General features: G+C 64.0%; 9 protein-coding genes and 7 pseudogenes. 9 read left to right on the forward strand and 7 right to left on the reverse strand.

The features are described 5' to 3' along the window. Positions 1-17 precede the first annotated feature (17 nt). Positions 18-1,056: pseudogene (locus OWR21_RS05550) on the forward strand (LacI family DNA-binding transcriptional regulator). Between the two features lie 37 nt (positions 1,057-1,093). Further along, complete coding sequence (gene rbsK, locus OWR21_RS05555) at positions 1,094-2,059, forward strand: ribokinase (RefSeq protein ID WP_316874239.1); 966 nt, start codon at positions 1,094-1,096, stop codon at positions 2,057-2,059. Here rbsK and OWR21_RS05560 read toward each other — a convergent pair. Continuing rightward, positions 2,056-4,139: pseudogene (locus tag OWR21_RS05560) on the reverse strand (site-specific recombinase). The gene rbsK and the pseudogene OWR21_RS05560 sit on opposite strands and share 4 nt — an antisense overlap. A 160-nt stretch (positions 4,140-4,299) precedes the next feature. Continuing rightward, positions 4,300-6,389: pseudogene (gene uvrB / locus OWR21_RS05565) on the reverse strand (excinuclease ABC subunit UvrB). Positions 6,390-6,723: 334 nt separating this feature from the next. On the opposite strand from uvrB, the gene OWR21_RS05570 reads away from it, so the two are divergent. Together OWR21_RS05570 and OWR21_RS05575 are read left to right on the forward strand one after the other, a co-directional pair. Then, complete coding sequence (locus OWR21_RS05570; protein ID WP_332394758.1) at positions 6,724-7,920, forward strand: amino acid aminotransferase; 1,197 nt, start codon at positions 6,724-6,726, stop codon at positions 7,918-7,920. 202 nt (positions 7,921-8,122) lie between these two features. Next, a pseudogene (locus tag OWR21_RS05575) lies at positions 8,123-9,393 on the forward strand (polyhydroxyalkanoate depolymerase). 69 nt (positions 9,394-9,462) lie between these two features. Here OWR21_RS05575 and OWR21_RS05580 read toward each other — a convergent pair. Further along, entirely contained in the window at positions 9,463-10,158 is a 696-nt protein-coding gene (locus tag OWR21_RS05580; RefSeq protein ID WP_147214191.1) for a TetR/AcrR family transcriptional regulator, read from the reverse strand. 140 nt (positions 10,159-10,298) lie between these two features. Here OWR21_RS05580 and rsxB point away from each other — a divergent pair. Together rsxB and nth are read left to right on the forward strand one after the other, a co-directional pair. After that, a pseudogene (rsxB, locus tag OWR21_RS05585) lies at positions 10,299-11,127 on the forward strand (electron transport complex subunit RsxB). A gap of 13 nt (positions 11,128-11,140) precedes the next feature. Continuing rightward, a pseudogene (gene nth, locus OWR21_RS05590) lies at positions 11,141-11,784 on the forward strand (endonuclease III). 59 nt (positions 11,785-11,843) lie between these two features. On the opposite strand, the gene OWR21_RS05595 reads toward nth, so the two are convergent. Then, positions 11,844-12,431 (reverse strand): malonic semialdehyde reductase, encoded by a 588-nt coding sequence (locus tag OWR21_RS05595; protein WP_147214188.1) that lies wholly within the window; start codon positions 12,429-12,431, stop codon positions 11,844-11,846. Between the two features lie 407 nt (positions 12,432-12,838). On the opposite strand from OWR21_RS05595, the gene OWR21_RS05600 reads away from it, so the two are divergent. Continuing rightward, positions 12,839-13,066, forward strand: a complete 228-nt coding sequence (locus OWR21_RS05600) for a hypothetical protein (RefSeq protein ID WP_332394759.1) — start codon at positions 12,839-12,841, stop codon at positions 13,064-13,066. After that, positions 13,038-14,842 (forward strand): annotated as a pseudogene (locus tag OWR21_RS05605) (S10 family peptidase). Before OWR21_RS05600 ends, OWR21_RS05605 begins: the two are co-directional and overlap by 29 nt. Before the next feature lie 79 nt (positions 14,843-14,921). Here the strand turns inward: OWR21_RS05605 and OWR21_RS05610 are convergent. Beyond that, positions 14,922-15,839: a DMT family transporter gene (locus OWR21_RS05610; protein ID WP_332394789.1), complete on the reverse strand. Its 918-nt coding sequence runs from the start codon at positions 15,837-15,839 to the stop codon at positions 14,922-14,924. A gap of 131 nt (positions 15,840-15,970) precedes the next feature. Between OWR21_RS05610 and OWR21_RS05615 the strand changes: the two genes are divergently transcribed. Next, positions 15,971-16,405 (forward strand): DUF1841 family protein, encoded by a 435-nt coding sequence (locus tag OWR21_RS05615; RefSeq protein ID WP_009238576.1) that lies wholly within the window; start codon positions 15,971-15,973, stop codon positions 16,403-16,405. Between the two features lie 67 nt (positions 16,406-16,472). On the opposite strand, the gene OWR21_RS05620 is transcribed toward OWR21_RS05615, so the two are convergent. Next, on the reverse strand, positions 16,473-16,871 hold the full coding sequence (locus OWR21_RS05620; protein WP_316874231.1) for a c-type cytochrome: 399 nt from the start codon (positions 16,869-16,871) through the stop codon (positions 16,473-16,475). An 11-nt stretch (positions 16,872-16,882) separates the two neighbouring features. Next, positions 16,883-17,248: a c-type cytochrome gene (locus OWR21_RS05625; protein WP_027677805.1), complete on the reverse strand. Its 366-nt coding sequence runs from the start codon at positions 17,246-17,248 to the stop codon at positions 16,883-16,885. Between the last annotated feature and the right edge of the window lie 11 nt (positions 17,249-17,259).

The following is a 17,259-nucleotide window of genomic DNA, read 5'->3' on the forward strand; positions in this document are numbered from 1 at the left end:
AGACAGAGGAGATCGTCATGGCAACCATCAAGGACGTGGCCGCACTGGCCGGAGTTTCGTTCACCACCGTCTCGCACGTCATCAACAACACAAGACCGGTCAACGCCGAAACGCGCAAGCGCGTGGAAGAAGCCATCCGGGCCACGCGCTATGTGCCGAGCGCCGTGGCGCGCTCGCTCAAGCACCGCACCACGCGCACGATCGGCGTGCTGGTGCCCACCGCCACCAACCCGTACTTTGCGGAGCTGGCGCGGGGCATTGAAGACGTGTGCGCCGCTGCCGGCTACAGTGTCATCCTCTGCAACTCCGACGACGACCCGCGCAAGCAGCGCGACTACCTGCGCGTGCTGATGGAAAAACGCGTCGACGGCATCATCGTCAGCAGCGCCGGGCCCGATACGGCATTGGTGGAAGCGCTCGGGGAATCCGCCCTGCCCATCGTGATGGTCGACCGCCCGACCGAAGGCATCCAGGCCGATCAGGTGCAGGTGGATCACGAAGAAGGCGCGTACATGGCGACCAAGCATCTGCTGGAACTCGGCCACCGCCGCATCGCCTGCATCAGCGGGCCGTCGGCGCTGAGCGTGACGGCAGAGCGCCTGGCCGGTTTCCACCGCGCTGCGCGAAGCCGGCGTGCCGGAAGCCTCCGCCCGCATTGCCGAAGGCGATTTCACGAGCCCTGGCGGCTACCGCGCCGCGCGCCAGCTGCTGACCGAAGGCGAGATGCCCACCGCCATCTTTGCCGGCAATGACCTGATGGGCATCGGTGCGCTGCGGGCTGCGGCCGAGCTTGGCATTCCCGTGCCGAAGGCGCTTTCCGTGATGGGCTTTGACGATATCGAGCTCAGCCGCTACGTCTATCCGGCGCTGTCCACCGTCGGCCAGTCGATCCGCCAACTCGGCGAGACCACTGCGCAGACGCTGCTCGAGCACCTCGGCGACAACGCCCTGCGCCATCCCGTGGAAGAGCCGCGTGCGCGCCGCATCGTGCTGCCGCCGCGCCTGTCTCTGCGGGAGTCGACCGCCGAACCCGAGCGCCCGGCCCGCGCCGCCTGATTCCGCATTCCTTTCACGCTTTCAACGTAGTCCCGACATGGTGGCCAAGCGCCCTTCCGCCTCTTCCGCGCACCCCGCTGCCGACGTGCTGATCGTCGGCAGCCTGAACATGGATCTGGTGATCCGCACGCCCCGCTTGCCGCGTCCCGGGCAAACGGTTGCAGCCCCTGCGCTGGAAACCATTCCCGGCGGCAAGGGCGCCAACCAGGCCGTGGCAGCCGCACGCTTGGGGGCTCGCGTCGCCATGCTCGGCTGCGTGGGGGATGACGCGTACGGCACCGCGTTGCGCGACGGCCTGCGCCGCGAAGGCGTGGACACATCGATGGTGTCGGTGCACGCCGGGGCAGCCACCGGCATCGCGTGCGTGACCGTGGCCAACAGCGGCCAGAACACCATCGTCATCGTGGCCGGCGCCAACGAATTGCTGACGCCCGCCATGATCGAAGCGCAGCGTGCCGCATTCGAGCGCGCGCGTGTGATCGTCTGTCAGTTGGAATCGCCGCCGGATGCGGTGGAATGCGCGCTGAAGCTGGGCCAGCGGCTTGGCAAGACGGTCATCCTGAACCCGGCGCCTGCAATCGGCCCACTGCCTACCCCGTGGCTCGCCGCCTGCGATTACCTGATCCCGAACGAAACAGAGGCCGCGCTGCTGACGGCCCGGCCCGTCGATTCGCCCGAAGCTGCGCTGGATGCGGCTGCTGATCTCCACGCGCAAGGTGCGCGGCACGTGATTGTCACGCTGGGCGCGCGCGGCGTTGCCTATGTGGATGCACACTCGCGCGTGCTGATGCCGGCCCCCACAGCGCACGCCATCGATACCACAGCGGCCGGCGATACGTTCGTTGGCGCACTGGCTGCGGCGCTCGCGGAAGATGCGGCCCCCGCTGCGGCCATCGAGTTTGGGCAGGCCGCGGCGGCCGTGTCGGTCACGCGGCTTGGCGCACAGCCGTCCATTCCGTTCCGCAGCGAGTTGGGCGCACCTGTCGCGCCCGCACCGCACTAGACCGGTGTGCTGGTGCCGGGCGGCGTGCTCGCAGTCGGGGCACGTGGGACCAACAGGCACAGCGGATCCCGCAAGATGCGCCGCCACACGGCGCCCGTCACGCGCTTGCGATCGACGCCGCGAAGGTTGCGCGAGCGCATCGCCATGTTGAAGGCCAACGCAAACGACACCAGAACGTTCAGCACGCCCATCAGCGCAATGCCGGCCACGGCAAGCCAGAACGGCGCGGTGTGCATGACGCTGGGGCCAAGCACGCCCACGGCCGTCGCCACCGCACCCGTCGACAGCGTGACATGTCGCACCTCCATATGCGGGCCGAAAAACGACAGGATCTCCGGCCCCAGCCCGAGCATGAATCCCAGCGAGACGTTGGCGACAATGCCCGACAGATTGCGCTTCCAGAAGCTGGCAATGCGCTGTGCGCCCTGGGTGCCGACCATGAAGCGCAGGCGCCGGTGATAGGCAATCACATCGTGCACACGATGCAGCGCAAACCAGTTGTCGGCCCAACCCGCCGCCAGGCTTGAGGCCCACAGCAGCACACCCGTGAAGATGGCGTACAGCGGTGTCGGCCCGAGAATCGAAAACGACTCGATGGTCGCCATCGCCTTCGCTGCCGAAATCAGATCCGCATGGAAGAACCGCCCGGCCAGCCACTGCACCACAAAAGCCACCGGCGCCACTGCCACAAGGTTGCCTGCAATGGCCGCAGCGTTGGAGCGAATCATGGCGACGGTATCGTCGACAAAGCGGTCCAGCCCTTCCTGGCGCCCCACCTGGTCCAGCCGATGCGCCAACGCGGGCGCCGTCATGGCGGGTTGCTTGGTGGCCAGCGTGAAATGCGCGAAATGGATGCCGAGAAAGCTGAGCGCATAGTTGATCGACGCGAACAGCCCTTCGGTAAAGCGCGACAGATGCGCTCCGGTGATGAAGAACTTGATGTACACCGTGGCCGCCGTGATGACGCCACCGCCCGCTGCGGCCTTCACCATCGCCCCGTATTCCTTGCCGTCGCGGGTGATGTAGTGCTCGCCGCTCTCGGCAGACCGCTCGACCACCTTGCGCGCCAGATCAGCGAACGTGGAGCGGATCAGATACCCCACGCTGCGGCGATGCTGGCTGGCCGATACCAGCTCGGCCGTCATATGCACGAAGCGACGCAGCCCTGCGTGTCCGCCCATGCCGTCAGCAGCAAATCGATACGGCCCAGCCACGCCTTCATGCGCTCAACCTGGAAGACGACTTCCACCGAGACGCCGTTCTCGTCCAGGTGCTGATACACGCTGGCCGTCGCCGTTCGGCAGCGGTCCAGCACGGCGCGGAAATAGTTGAGTTCCTGCAGGAACCGCTCGGGGCTTGCCGGCGCCGTGTTGGGCCGCTCCAGGAAGATCGCGTTGGCCGCATCGGCGAGCAAGTAAAACGGAGAATCGGTGAGTTCCGCATGGTCCATGCGGCTGCGAATGCCGCGCGACAACCCGGCCGCGCGCACCTGGCTGATGAGGATCTGGATGCTGATACCGAGGCTGCGCTCCAGTCGTGTCTGGCCTACAGCGTGCTCGTCATCGCTCATCCCCGCGCGGAACAGCCCATAAAGGCGCGTGACCAGTTCGTCGTCCAGACCGTCGACCCACTGCGCGTCGGTCGGCCCCACAAACAGCAGTGCAAACAATGTCGCCAGTTGCGCCTGATTCGGGGCGGGCGGCAGCCAGCGCGCCTGCCAGCGGTCGATCAATTCGCTCCAGAAACCCGAGCGTGACGACAACCCCGTATCGCATAACAGCGACACCGGATCGTTGTCCTGCACGATGCTGCGCAATGTCTGCCCGACGCGCTCTGCCAAGGCCGGATTGTTCTCCAGCACCTGCAGCAGATAACGCAGGCGGGCATAACGCCACGACTCTGAGGCCGCGCCCGCAGGCCTGTCCGCGCGGCGCAGCCAGTAGCCCAGTTCGATCAGCCATTCATTGCGTTCGGCCAGGCTGCGCGTGGGCTCAAACTGCGCCAGGATGGCATCGAGTTGATGGCTGGCGTGCCGGGACGCGCGCCACTTGCGCCACGGGTTAAGCAAAAAATCGAACATCGAACTCCCTTGATGGCAGACGCGTGCAGCAAGCGCTGCAGCAGGTGCCGGCTCCCCGGTCAGGCGACGCGCACGGGCCGAATTTGATCTGAAATGATGTCAACAGCAACCCCTGCCACCTGCAACGAGGTGGCGGGGTTTCAAGCGGAGGCCGCGCGATTCAGGCGGCCGGAACGATGTGGTCTTCGCCGCTCGCCCCAAAGAGCTGCGACTTGAGCTTGGCAAGCTGATCGCGCACCGCCGCCGCCTTTTCGAATTCGAGATTCTTGGCGTGGTCGAGCATCTGTTTTCCAGGCGCTTGATTTCCTTGGACGCCTGCTTCTCGCTCATGTCTTCGTACTTGGCGGCCTCTTGCGCGGCCTTCAGTTCCGCGCGCGCGTCGTCGACGTTGTACACGCCATCGATGATGTCCTTGATGCGTTTGACGACGCCGCGCGGCGCGATGCCATGCGCCTCGTTGTGGGCGATCTGCTTGGCGCGGCGGCGCTCGGTTTCGTCGATCGCCTTCTTCATCGAATCGGTCATGCGATCCGCATACAGGATGGCGGTACCGTTCACGTTGCGCGCCGCCCGGCCGATGGTCTGGATGAGCGAACGCTCGGCGCGCAGGAAACCTTCCTTGTCCGCATCCAGGATCGCCACGAGCGACACCTCAGGAATATCCAGACCTTCGCGCAGCAGGTTGATACCGACCAGCACGTCGAAGGTGCCCAGTCGCAGGTCGCGGATGATTTCCACGCGCTCGACGGTGTCGATGTCCGAATGCAGGTAGCGGACCTTGATGCCGTTCTCCGACAGAAACTCGGTCAACTGCTCGGCCATGCGCTTGGTGAGCGTCGTCACCAGCACGCGCTCGCCAGCCTCGACACGCACATGGATTTCAGACAGCAGATCGTCGACCTGCGTCGTGGCCGGGCGCACCTCGATGATCGGGTCGACGAGGCCCGTGGGGCGCACGACCTGCTCGACGACTTCCGTGCCGGCCGTCTTCTTTTCGTAATCCCCCGGCGTGGCCGACACGAACGTCACCTGCCGCATCTTGGTCTCGAATTCGGCGAACTTGAGCGGCCGGTTGTCGAGTGCCGAAGGCAGGCGGAAGCCGTATTCAGCCAGCGTCTCCTTGCGCGCGCGGTCACCGTTGTACATGCCGTTGAGCTGGCCAATCAGCACGTGCGATTCATCCAGGAACATCAGCGCATCCGGCGGCAGGTAATCGACCAGCGTCGGCGGCGGCTCGCCCGGCGCGGAGCCAGACAGGTGCCGCGAATAGTTTTCGATGCCCTTGCAGAAGCCCAGCTCCTGCAGCATCTCCAGATCGAAGCGCGTGCGCTGCTCCAGCCGCTGCGCTTCCACCAGCTTGTTTTCCTTGTAGAAAAAATCGAGCCGCTCGCGCAGTTCGGCCTTGATGGTTTCGATGGCGCGCAGCACGGTCTCGCGCGGCGTCACGTAGTGGCTCGAGGGGTACACCGTGAAGCGCGGAATCTTTTGCCGCACACGGCCCGTCAGCGGATCGAACAGTTGCAGCGATTCGACTTCATCGTCGAACAGCTCCAGGCGCACGGCCATTTCTGCGTGCTCGGCGGGGAAGATGTCGACCGTGTCGCCGCGCACGCGGAAGGTCCCGCGCTGGAAATCCGTCTCGTTGCGCGTGTACTGCATGGCGATCAGGCGTGCGATCACGTCGCGCTGGCTGACCTTGTCGCCTGCGCGCAGCGTCAGGATCATCTGGTGGTATTCGCTCGGGTTGCCGATACCGTAGATGGCCGAGACGGTGGCCACGATCACCACATCGCGGCGCTCCAGCAGGCTCTTGGTGGCGGAGAGCCGCATCTGCTCGATGTGCTCGTTGATCGACGAATCCTTCTCGATGAACAGGTCGCGCTGCGGCACATAGGCCTCAGGCTGGTAGTAGTCGTAGTACGAGACGAAGTATTCGACTGCATTGCGCGGGAAGAACTCGCGGAACTCCGAATACAGCTGCGCCGCCAGCGTCTTGTTCGGCGCAAAGACAATCGCCGGACGACCTACGCGCGCGATCACATTCGCCATGGTGAACGTCTTGCCCGAGCCCGTGACGCCCAGCAGTGTCTGGTACGACAGGCCGTCTTCGATGTTCTCGACGAGCTGGCGGATCGCCTCCGGCTGGTCGCCGGCCGGCGGGTACGGCTGGTACAACTGGAACGGGGAGCCCTCGAAAGTCACGAATTTCGACTCGTCGTGCGGGCTGGGGACTTGGCTCAGATCGGTCATGGCGGGGGGCAGGATGGCAGCGCAGAAAGTCGACAAAGTGACTCGCACGCCCTTAGCAAATGAGGACGGCAGCGGCAATTGCAACCAATCGTCTAGTGTAGCGTGCGGCCCGGGCAATCGTTTGGACGACCGGGCCCGCAGATCTGTACCGGCCGTTGAAACGCTTTAGGCGCCTGTTCTGCAAGGATTTTTCGGGCGATTAGAGCGTGTATTCGGTACAATCCATCTTCGTGCGCGCCTCGTTGTACATCTGGCGCCGGGCGAGCCGCCCCGGTCCGCGCCGCACCGCCTGCAAGATCCCACCGAATTCCGAACCAACCGATCGAGACATCTCATGTCGCTTTTCTCTGCCGTCGAACTGGCCCCGCGCGACCCCATCCTGGGCCTGAATGAAGCTTTCAACGCCGATACCCGCAGCACCAAAGTGAATCTGGGCGTGGGCGTGTACTTCACCGACGAAGGGAAAATTCCGGTGCTGCGCGCCGTACAGGAAGCCGAAAAGGCCCGCCTGGCTGCCGCTGCCCCGCGCGGCTACCTGCCGATCGAAGGCATTGCCGCCTACGACCAGGCCGTGCAGAAACTGCTGTTCGGCGCTGAGTCGCCGCTCATCACCGAAGGCCGTGTGGTCACCGCGCAAGCCCTGGGCGGCACCGGCGCACTGAAGATCGGCGCCGACTTCCTCAAGCGTCTGTACCCGAACGCCAAGGTCGCGATTTCCGACCCGAGCTGGGAAAACCACCGCGCGCTGTTCGAGTCGGCCGGCTTCGAAGTGGTCAACTATGCCTACTACGATGCCCCGTCGCACGGCCTGAACTTCGCCGGCATGATGGATTCGCTGAACAGCTACGCGCCGAACACGATCGTCGTGCTGCACGCCTGCTGCCACAACCCGACCGGCGTGGACATGACCACCGAGCAGTGGAAGCAGGTCGTGGAAGTCATCAAGGCCAAGAACCTGATCCCGTTCCTCGACATGGCCTACCAAGGCTTTGCCGACGGCATCCAGCAAGACGGCCTGGCCGTGCGCCTGTTTGCTGAATCGGGCCTGCCGTTCTTCGTCTCCAGCTCGTTCTCGAAGTCGTTCTCGCTGTACGGCGAGCGCGTCGGCGCGCTGTCGATCGTGACGACCAGCAAGGACGAAGCCACGCGCGTGCTGTCGCAAGTCAAGCGCGTCATCCGCACGAACTACTCGAACCCGCCGACGCACGGCGGCACGATCGTCGCCAGCGTGCTGACGAGCCCCGAGCTGCGCGCGATGTGGGAACAGGAGCTGGGCGAAATGCGCGACCGCATCAAGTCGATGCGCAACGCGCTGGTCGACAAGCTGGCCGCCAAGGGCGTGAAGACGAACTTCTCGTTCGTGAAGGCGCAGCGCGGCATGTTCTCGTACTCGGGCCTGACCTCCGCGCAAGTGGATCGCCTGCGTACCGAGCACGGCATCTACGCCGTCTCGACGGGCCGCATCTGCGTGGCCGCGCTGAATACGCACAACATCGACGCTGTGGTGAACGCCATCGCTGATGTTCTGTAAGGTGCTGTAGGCGTCACGCCTCAGGTGCAATTGCAAAAGAAAAGCGGCTTCGGCCGCTTTTTTGCTGCATCGGACTAGACTGACACGGGCGCATCATACAAGCGATGCCACTCTGTTATCAGGGTTTATGCTGCATCGCAGTAACGTGCACCCAGGTGCATAATCATTCGCGTCGCCTTCGCCACCAGAGACCGGTCCAGCCATGCTTTACCAGCTTCACGAATTCCAGCGCGCCCTGCTCAGCCCCATGACGGCTTGGGCCCAGGCGACCGCCAAGACCTTCACAAACCCCTGAGCCCGCTGTCCCTGATGCCCGGCGCGCAACGCTACGCCGCGGGCTACGAGCTGCTGTATCGCCTGGGCAAGGAGTACGAAAAGCCGGAATTCGGCATCCGCTCCGTCAAGTCCAACGGCCGCGACATTCCGATCGTCGAGCAGACCATCATCGAAAAGCCGTTCTGCCGCCTGATCCGCTTCAAGCGCTACGCCGACGACGCCGAGACCATCAAGCTGCTCAAGGACGAGCCGATCGTGCTGGTGTGCGCCCCGTTGTCGGGCCACCACTCGACGCTGCTGCGCGACACCGTGCGCACGCTGCTGCAAGATCACAAGGTCTACGTGACCGACTGGATCGACGCTCGCATGGTGCCGACCGAGCAAGGCGCCTTCCACCTGTCGGACTACATCAACTACATCCGCGAGTTCATCAATCACATTGGCGCCGACAAGCTGCACGTGATCTCGGTGTGCCAGCCGACCGTGCCCGTGCTGGCCGCCATCTCCTTGATGGCCTCGGACGGCGAGAAGACGCCGCGCACCATGACCATGATGGGCGGCCCGATCGACGCCCGTAAGAGCCCGACCGCCGTCAATTCGCTGGCCACCAACAAGTCGCACAGCTGGTTCGAGAACAACGTGATCTACACGGTACCGGCGAACTATCCGGGCCACGGCCGCAAGGTGTACCCGGGCTTCCTGCAGCACGCCGGCTTCGTGGCGATGAATCCGGACCGCCACCTGTCGTCGCACTACGACTACTACCTCAACCTGATCGAGGGCGACACGGAAGACGCTGAAGCGCACGTGCGCTTCTACGACGAGTACAACGCCGTGCTGGACATGGCCGCCGAGTACTACCTCGAGACCATCCGCGACGTGTTCCAGGAATTCCACCTGGCCAACGGCACGTGGGTGGTGGAAGGCAAGCCGGTGCGCCCGCAGGACATCAAGAGCACCGCGCTCTTCACCATCGAAGGCGAGCTGGACGACATCTCCGGCAGCGGTCAGACCGAAGCGGCGCATGGTCTGTGCACCGGCATCCCGAATGCGCGCAAGCAGCACCTGACGGCGCCCAAGTGTGGCCACTACGGCATCTTTTCGGGTCGCCGCTGGCGCGAGCAGGTGTATCCGCAGTTGCGGGACTTCATCCGCCGCTACGAAGAGAACGCTCCGCGCATCAAGGCTGTCGCCTGAGCCGGAAGCACCCAAGAAGAAGCCTCGCGGTTGCGAGGCTTTTTGTTGTGGCGACGATCCGTTCGCCGATCAGTTCTTGGGCCGGTCCAGATACGCCAGCAGCATCTTGATATGCAGTTGCGCGAAGGCTTCGTGCTCATCGGCCGAGGCGATGTCGCGGCCGACCACAGCGCTGATCGTGTAACGGTTGGACAGCACGTAATAGCCCAGCGCCGAGATCGTCAGATACAGGCGCGACACATCGACATCGTCACGGAAGATGCCGCTGCGCTGGCCGCGCTCCACCACGCCGCGCAGCACGTCGATGACCGGGTTGACCAGCTCCACCAAGTGCGGCGACGTCTTCAGATGCCGCGCCTCGTGCAAATTTTCGCTGTTGAGCAGGCGGATGAATTCGGGATTCTCGTAATAGAAATCCCAGACGAAACGCGCAAGCTGGATGACCGCCTCACGCGGATCCGACGACTCGATCTGCACCTGCTCTTCCGCCTCCTTGAAGCGGAAATACATGTTCTCGAGCACCGTCAGGAAGAGCTTTTCCTTGCTGCCGTAGTAGTAATACAGCATGCGCTCGTTGGTTTCGGCGCGGCGGGCGATGGCATCGACGCGGGCACCGGCAAAGCCGCCGCGCGAAAACTCTTCAGTGGCCGCAGCAAGGATGCGCCGACGCGTGCCGGCGGGGTCGCGACGCGTGCGGGGTGCGGCGGATTCGCCATGAGCATCCGCTTCGATGTCGGCGAGCGGCGCGGCTGGGTGAGACGGCATGGCACCTCGGTCCGTTTAGAACGCAGGAATTATGTCATAGGGTCAAGACATGGCCGCCGTGTGCGATCTCAGGGCATGCACGCCTTGCGCCGCAGCCAAATCGGCGATAATGGCAGGCTATTCAAACGACAAGTCCCATCGTGGTTTCCTTGGTCTCCGCAACCACCGCATCCTTGGCCGACCGGCTCGAAAACCTCCTGCCGCAAACGCAATGCACCAAGTGCGGCTACAACGGCTGCCGCCCCTACGCGGAAGCCATGGCCAGCGGCGAGGCGCTCCCCAACCGTTGCCCACCCGGCGGCGCGGAAGGTATTCGCCGGCTGTCAGACGCACTTGGCCGCACGGGCGACCTGCTGCCGCTGGACCCGTCCAACGGCATCGAACAGCCTCGCGCCATCGCCGTCATCGACCCGGAGCGCTGCATCGGTTGCACGCTGTGCATTCAGGCGTGCCCCGTCGACGCCATCGTCGGTGCGCCCAAGGCGATGCATACCGTGCTCGAAGACTGGTGCACCGGCTGCGACCTCTGCGTGCCGCCCTGCCCCGTCGACTGCATCGACATGATCCCGGTCACCGGCGAACGCACGGGCTGGGATGCCTGGAGCCAGGAGCAGGCCGATGTCGCACGAGACCGCTACGTCTTCCGCAACGCACGACTGAAGCGCGAGCAAGCCGAGAACGAAGCGCGCCTCGCCGCCAAGGCCGCGGCCAAGCTCGCAGCCGTGAGCGCCGAGCAACCGGCCGACGACGCTGAACTCGCCGCGCAGGCGCGCAAGAAGGGGATCATCCAGGCCGCGATTGAACGGGCACGCCAGAAGCAGGCCGAGATGGCCGCGCGGGCAAGGTCCACGCAACGTGACCAACGTGTCGGCGGACGTGCAAGCCCAGATTGACGAAGCTGAAGCCCGCCGCAAGCGCATCGCCAGCCAGATCGAAGACAGCACCAAGCCCGACGCAGACACACCCTGAACCCTGCCCGACGATGAACCCCGCCAAGCGCCACGCCATCTTCGAGACCCTGCGCGAGAACAACCCGACGCCGACCACCGAGCTTGAATACACCACGCCGTTCGAGCTGCTGATTGCGGTGCTGCTGTCCGCACAGGCGACCGACGTGGGTGTGAACAAGGCGACGCGCAAGCTGTTCCGGTGGCCAATACGCCCGCCAAGCTGCTGGCGCTGGGCGAGGAAGGCATCACCGAGTACATCAAGACCATCGGGTTGTATCGGACGAAGTGCAAGCACATCCTCCAGACCTGCCGCATCCTGCTCGACCGATACGGCGGTGAAGTGCCGCGCGACCGCGCCGCGCTCGAAGAGCTGCCCGGTGTGGGCCGCAAGACAGCCAACGTGGTGATGAACACGGCGTTTGGAGAGCCGACAATCGCGGTCGACACGCACATTTTTCGCGTGGCCAATCGCACGGGGCTGGCGGCGGGCAAGAACGTGCTGGAAGTCGAATTGAAGCTGCTGAAAGTGGTGCCGGAAGAGTTTCGGCAGGACGCGCACCACTGGCTGATCCTGCACGGGCGCTACGTATGCAAGGCCCGCAAGCCCGAGTGCTGGCATTGCGCCATCGAGCCGCTGTGCGAATTCAGGCCGAAGACACCGGCGCCGAAGGAATGAAAAACGGGGACCGCACCTTCCGATGCGCGTCCCCGTTTTCCTGCGTGACCGACCGTGGCTTAAATGATCTTGCACGCCTCTTCGAACGACAGACGCGGGTTGCGCGGGTGCAGCTTTTCCGCGTCGCCGTAGCCGATGTTCATGATGAAGTTGACCTTCCACTGGCCATCGGGGAAGAACGTCTCGTTGACCTTGTCGGCATCGAAGCCGGCCATCGGGCCGCAGTCCAGGCCGAGCGCACGCGCGGCGAGCACCAGATAGCCGCCCTGCAGCGAGCCGTTCATCAGCGCAGCCGCGTTGATCTTGGCCTGGTCACCGGCGTACCAGGAACGCGCATCGGTGTGCGGAAACAGCTTGGGCAGTTGCTCATGGAACTGCGTGTCATACGCAACGATCACGGCCACGGGCGCCTGGCGGGTCTTTTCCTGATTGCCGGCCGACATGCACGGAATCAGGCGTTCCTTTGCGGCAGCGCTCTTGACGAACACGAAGCGGGCCGGCGTGCTGTTGGCGGCGGTCGGGCCGTACTTTACGGTGTCGTACAACGTGTGCAGCAGTTCGTCATCGACCGGCTTGTCCAGCCACACGTTGTGCGTACGGGCTGCGCGGAACAGTTGGTCCAGCGCGGACGGTTCAAGCATCGGCATTGCGGGGTGCTCCGGAAAAAGTTGAGGAGCGCATTGTAATGCGCCGTATCCGCGCGCGCGGGACACCTGCACACACGGGATGGGCATCCGGCACACGTGAGGGGCGCACCGACTTTAGAAAAAACGTCATGCCTCGTTTGTATTTAATCGCACCTATTGCGACGCGCCATCGTATTGGCATGGTCATTTTTACAGCGCATCGCACGCAATGAAAAAGAGCCCTTTACAACGGTTTCCTTACGAACTACTTTTTCGTTCGTCATTGCATTACCCGCAGAGTTGGACGTATCGGATTCGCGCCTGAGTTAAATCAGGCGCGTAGCCGCATTCATCCCAACGCTTTTGCACGGACCGTTGCAGACTTTGCGCAAACGCGTTGCGGGCTTGACTCCAGAGCCGTTCCATTTTTGAAATCCGATCGGATTTCAGGGGCTTCTTTTACCAAACAAAAACCGACTGCATTCATTTCCGCAGGCAAGGCGGGAAATCAGAATATTCGTTTCGCGTCGCAGAGAAATTACAAAACGCAAATCGAATATGGAGCCCACTTAAAACCACACGTTTTAAGTGATGGCGTTCGTCACCCTGAAAAAGGCCATTATCGCCATGAAAAAATCCAGGTTATCGACCAGTGATTTTGCAGGATTGTCTCGAACCCTCGGTGTATCGTTTGCGGCCGCAGCGCTATCCGCGGTGCTGCTGGCAGGTTGCGGCGGCGGCGATTCATCCGCCGCGGCCAACCCAGCGGCGTTGCCACCAACGCCGGCAACGCAACCACGCAACCGGTGACGGCCGCCGTGCCGCCCGACCAGCCTTACGTCGACCCGAACGTCTACGGCACCGGGCCCAACGACGCGCTCGCCGCCGATCCGGGCGAAAGCGCGGCCATCACGCACCACACGGTAACGATCGGCGGCAAGAGCATCGCCTACACCGCCACCGCTGGCCACCTGACGACCATCGACCCGGTCACGTCCCAATCCAACGCGACGATGTTCTACGTGGCGTACACGCAGGACAATCCCGATCCGTCGAAGCCACGTCCGGTGACGTTCTTCTATAACGGCGGCCCGGGGTCGTCGTCGGTGTTCCTGCTGCTGGGCTCGTTCGGGCCGAAGCGGCTGCAGTCGTCGTTCCCGAACTTCACGCCGCCGGCGCCGTACAAACTGCCCGACAACCCGGACAGCCTGCTCGACCGCTCCGATCTCGTGTTCATCAATCCCGTGGGCACCGGATACTCGGCGGCCATCGCACCGGCCAAGAACAAAGACTTCTGGGGCACCGACCAGGACGCGCGCTCCATCGACCGCTTCATCCAGCGTTATCTGACGAAGAACTCGCGTTGGAACTCGCCCAAGTTCCTGTACGGCGAGTCGTATGGCACGGCGCGCAGTGCGGTGCTGTCGTGGGTGCTGCATGAGGATGGCATCGAGCTGAACGGGATCACGCTGCAATCGTCGATCCTCGACTACGCGAATGCGCTCTCGGCCGTCGGCACCTTCCCGACGCTGGCCGCAGATGCCTTCTACTGGAAGAAGACGACGCTCAACCCGGCACCGACCGACCTCGACAGCTACATGGCCCTGGCACGCAACTACGCCGACAACACGCTCGCACCGCTGGCGCAGGCTCCGAGCGCCGCAGACGGCGGCTTCGTGAACGTGCGCCTGAACCTGAACCTGTCGACGGCGCAGACGATGGGTTCGTACATCGGCACCGATCCGGTCTCGCTGATCCAGACATTCGGCAATCCGGCGGCGCTGGGCAACGTGCCGTCGCAGAACAACAACCCGCCGTACACGTTCTTCCTGACGCTCAACCCGGGCATCCAGATCGGCCAGTATGACGGCCGCGCCAACTACACGGGCCAGGGCATCGCGCCGTTCATCCTGCCGAACTCGGGCAGCAACGATCCGTCGATCTCGAACATCGGCGGCGCGTACACGGTGCTGTGGAACAGCTACCTGAACACCCAGCTCAAGTACACGTCGACCTCGTCGTTCGTGGACCTGAACGACGCCGTGTTCAACAACTGGGATTTCAGCCACATCGACCCGACTGGCGCCAACAAGGGCGGCGGCAACACGCTGTACACCGCCGGCGACCTCGCCTCGACGATGAGCCTGAACCCAGACCTGAAGGTGCTGCAGGCCAGCGGCTATTTCGACGCCGTCACGCCGTTCCACCAGACCGAGCTGACGCTGGCGCAAATGCCGCTCGACCCGACGCTGAAGGCGAAGAACCTGATGATCAAGAATTACCCGTCGGGCCACATGATCTATCTGAACGATGCGTCGCGCACCGCGCTCAAGGGTGACCTGGCTTCGTTCTATGACGGCGTGATGGCCGATCGTCCGGCCCTGATGCGGGTGCAGAGCCTGCAACGCCTGCCGAGCGGGCAGAAGAAGTAATCGCCTCAGGCAGAAAGCAAAACCGCCCAGCTCACGCTGGGCGGTTTTTTCGTTTGTCGCTTGAAGTGAGGATTCGGCTTCAGGCCATGTCGTCCGCGCCGTGGCCGGCGGGCTTCGCATCCGCACGCGTCAGCCACAGCACGCCCGCCAGAATCAACGCGCCGCCGGTCATCTGCATGGGCGTGATCGACTCGCCGAGCAGCAATGCCGCCAGCAGCACCGTCACCACCGGCTCCAGCGTCGACAGCATCGACGCCTGCGCGGCCCCCAACTTCTGCAAGCCGGCGAAGAACGTCAGGATGGCCACCACCGTCGACAAGCCTGCAATGGCCAGCGCCGCGGCCCAGCCGCTGAACGTGCCGGGCAGATGTGCGGGCGCGCCGAGCAACGCCATCCCCGTATACACGACAGCCGCAGCGGTACAGATGACGGTCGTACACGCCAGTGGATCCAGCCCGCGCGTGACCCGTGCGCCGACCGTGATGTAGATCGAGTAAATGACCGCCGAGGCCACACCCAGCCCGATGCCGAGGAGGCTGCCGCCCGACAGGCCCGCACCGCCCACCGTCAGCCCCGCCCCGACCGAGCACAGCACCAGCGCGATGATCGCCGTGGTGGTCAGCCGCTCGCGCAGGAAAATCGCCGCCAGCACCGTCACGAACATCGGATACAGATACAGCAGCAGCGCTACCAGGCTGGCCGGCGCGTAGTTCAACGCCGTAAAAAACGCGAACGACTGCCCTGCGTAACCGATGCCGCCCATTGCCGCCAGCCCCGCCACGCGCGACCACGGCGGTATGCCGATGCGGCGGACACGCATCACGGCCATCAGCGCCGCGGCTGCGATCACAAAGCGCACGATCAGCAGACCGACCACGTTGGCGCCACTCGCATAGGCGTAATGCGTGAAGATGGCCATCGCGCCGAAGGATGCGGCGGACACGGCGATCAGCAGCACGCCGAGGAGCTTGTCGGCGGCGCGTGCTGCGAGGGGGATTCGGCGGCTTGTCTCATGAGGGGCGGCGTTTTTGTTGGAATCGGCCTCTGCGGGGCGGGCGCCATTGTAGCGTCGCGGTCTCGTGGCGCTGCCCGGCAGGCATCCAGGTGCGCCGGTACAATGCCGGGATCATGTTCAATCCCTCCCGCGACGAAGTCCGTCAATTCTTCTGCGGCGCGTGGCGCAAGCACCGCCAGGCAGAAATCCTTACGCCGCTCGAAGCCATGGCGCTCGACTGGATGCTGCAGCATCCCGAATACCACGACACCCTGGAAGCCGGTGAAGAAGCGCTCGCCCGCGACTACACGCCGGAAAGCGGCCAGAGCAACCCGTTTCTTCACCTGTCGATGCATCTGTCGATCAGCGAGCAGGTGTCGGTGGATCAACCGCGCGGCATTCGCGCCGCTTATGAGGCGCTGGCGCAGCGGCTCGACTCCCCGCATGAAGCCCAGCATCAGGTGATGGAATGCCTGGGCCAGATGCTGTGGACAGCGCAGCGCACCGGCCTGCCGCCCGACGGCGACGCCTACATCGAATGCGTGCGCAAGCGCGCCACGGCCCGTTGAATCTGACGCTCTGACGCCAACAAAAAAACCGCTCCGAAGAGCGGTTTTATTTACCGGCGACGCCGCATTACTTCTTGAGCACCAGGGAGCCCGGCAGTGATTCGATGTACGCGGCAATGTCCTTCAGCTCAGCCTGCGTGAACGGACGCGGCTTGCCGTCGGCACCGATCGTGGCAGGGTTGCTGTTGACCTGGCCCGCCATGATGGCGTTGCTGCGGCCCACCAGCGGGTTGTTGCTGGTCTGATAGGCCAGCAGCGCGTGATAGATGTAGTCGCCGTGCTGGCCGGCGAGCTTCGGATAGTCCGGCGAGATCGGGGCATTCAGGCCCGCCCCGTGGCAGGCCGCGCACGCGCCCTTCTCCACCAACTGCTTGCCCTTTTCAATATCGGCAGCTTGTGCCGACACGGCTGCTGCCAGCATCAGCGCGCCCAGATTGAACGAGATTGCGAGCGAGATCTTCTTCATATTCTTCCTCGTCACTTCTGGGGATTGTTTTGGGTGGCAGGCGTCTGCGCCGCGTAATAGGCGGCCAGGTTGGCGATGTCCTGGTCGGTCAGCGACCCGGCGATGGCGCGCATCGTCGGGTGCTTGCGGTCACCCTTCTGGTACGCATGCAGCGCGCTTTCGATGTACTTGGCGTTCTGGCCGCCCAGATAGGGCACGCGATACACCTCGGGGAACGACGTCTTGTAGTCGGGGATGGCATGGCAGCCGATGCACATGGCGACCTTGTTTTCGGCGGCGGCAGCGTTGCCCTGAACATCGGCAGCGGCGGCGCTGTTGGCTGCGGCCAGTGCGCCTAAAGTGCCCAGTGCGGCCACCATGGTGAGGATCTTTTTCATCTCGTTCTTAA

The organism is Ralstonia sp. 1B3 (assembly GCF_036631435.1).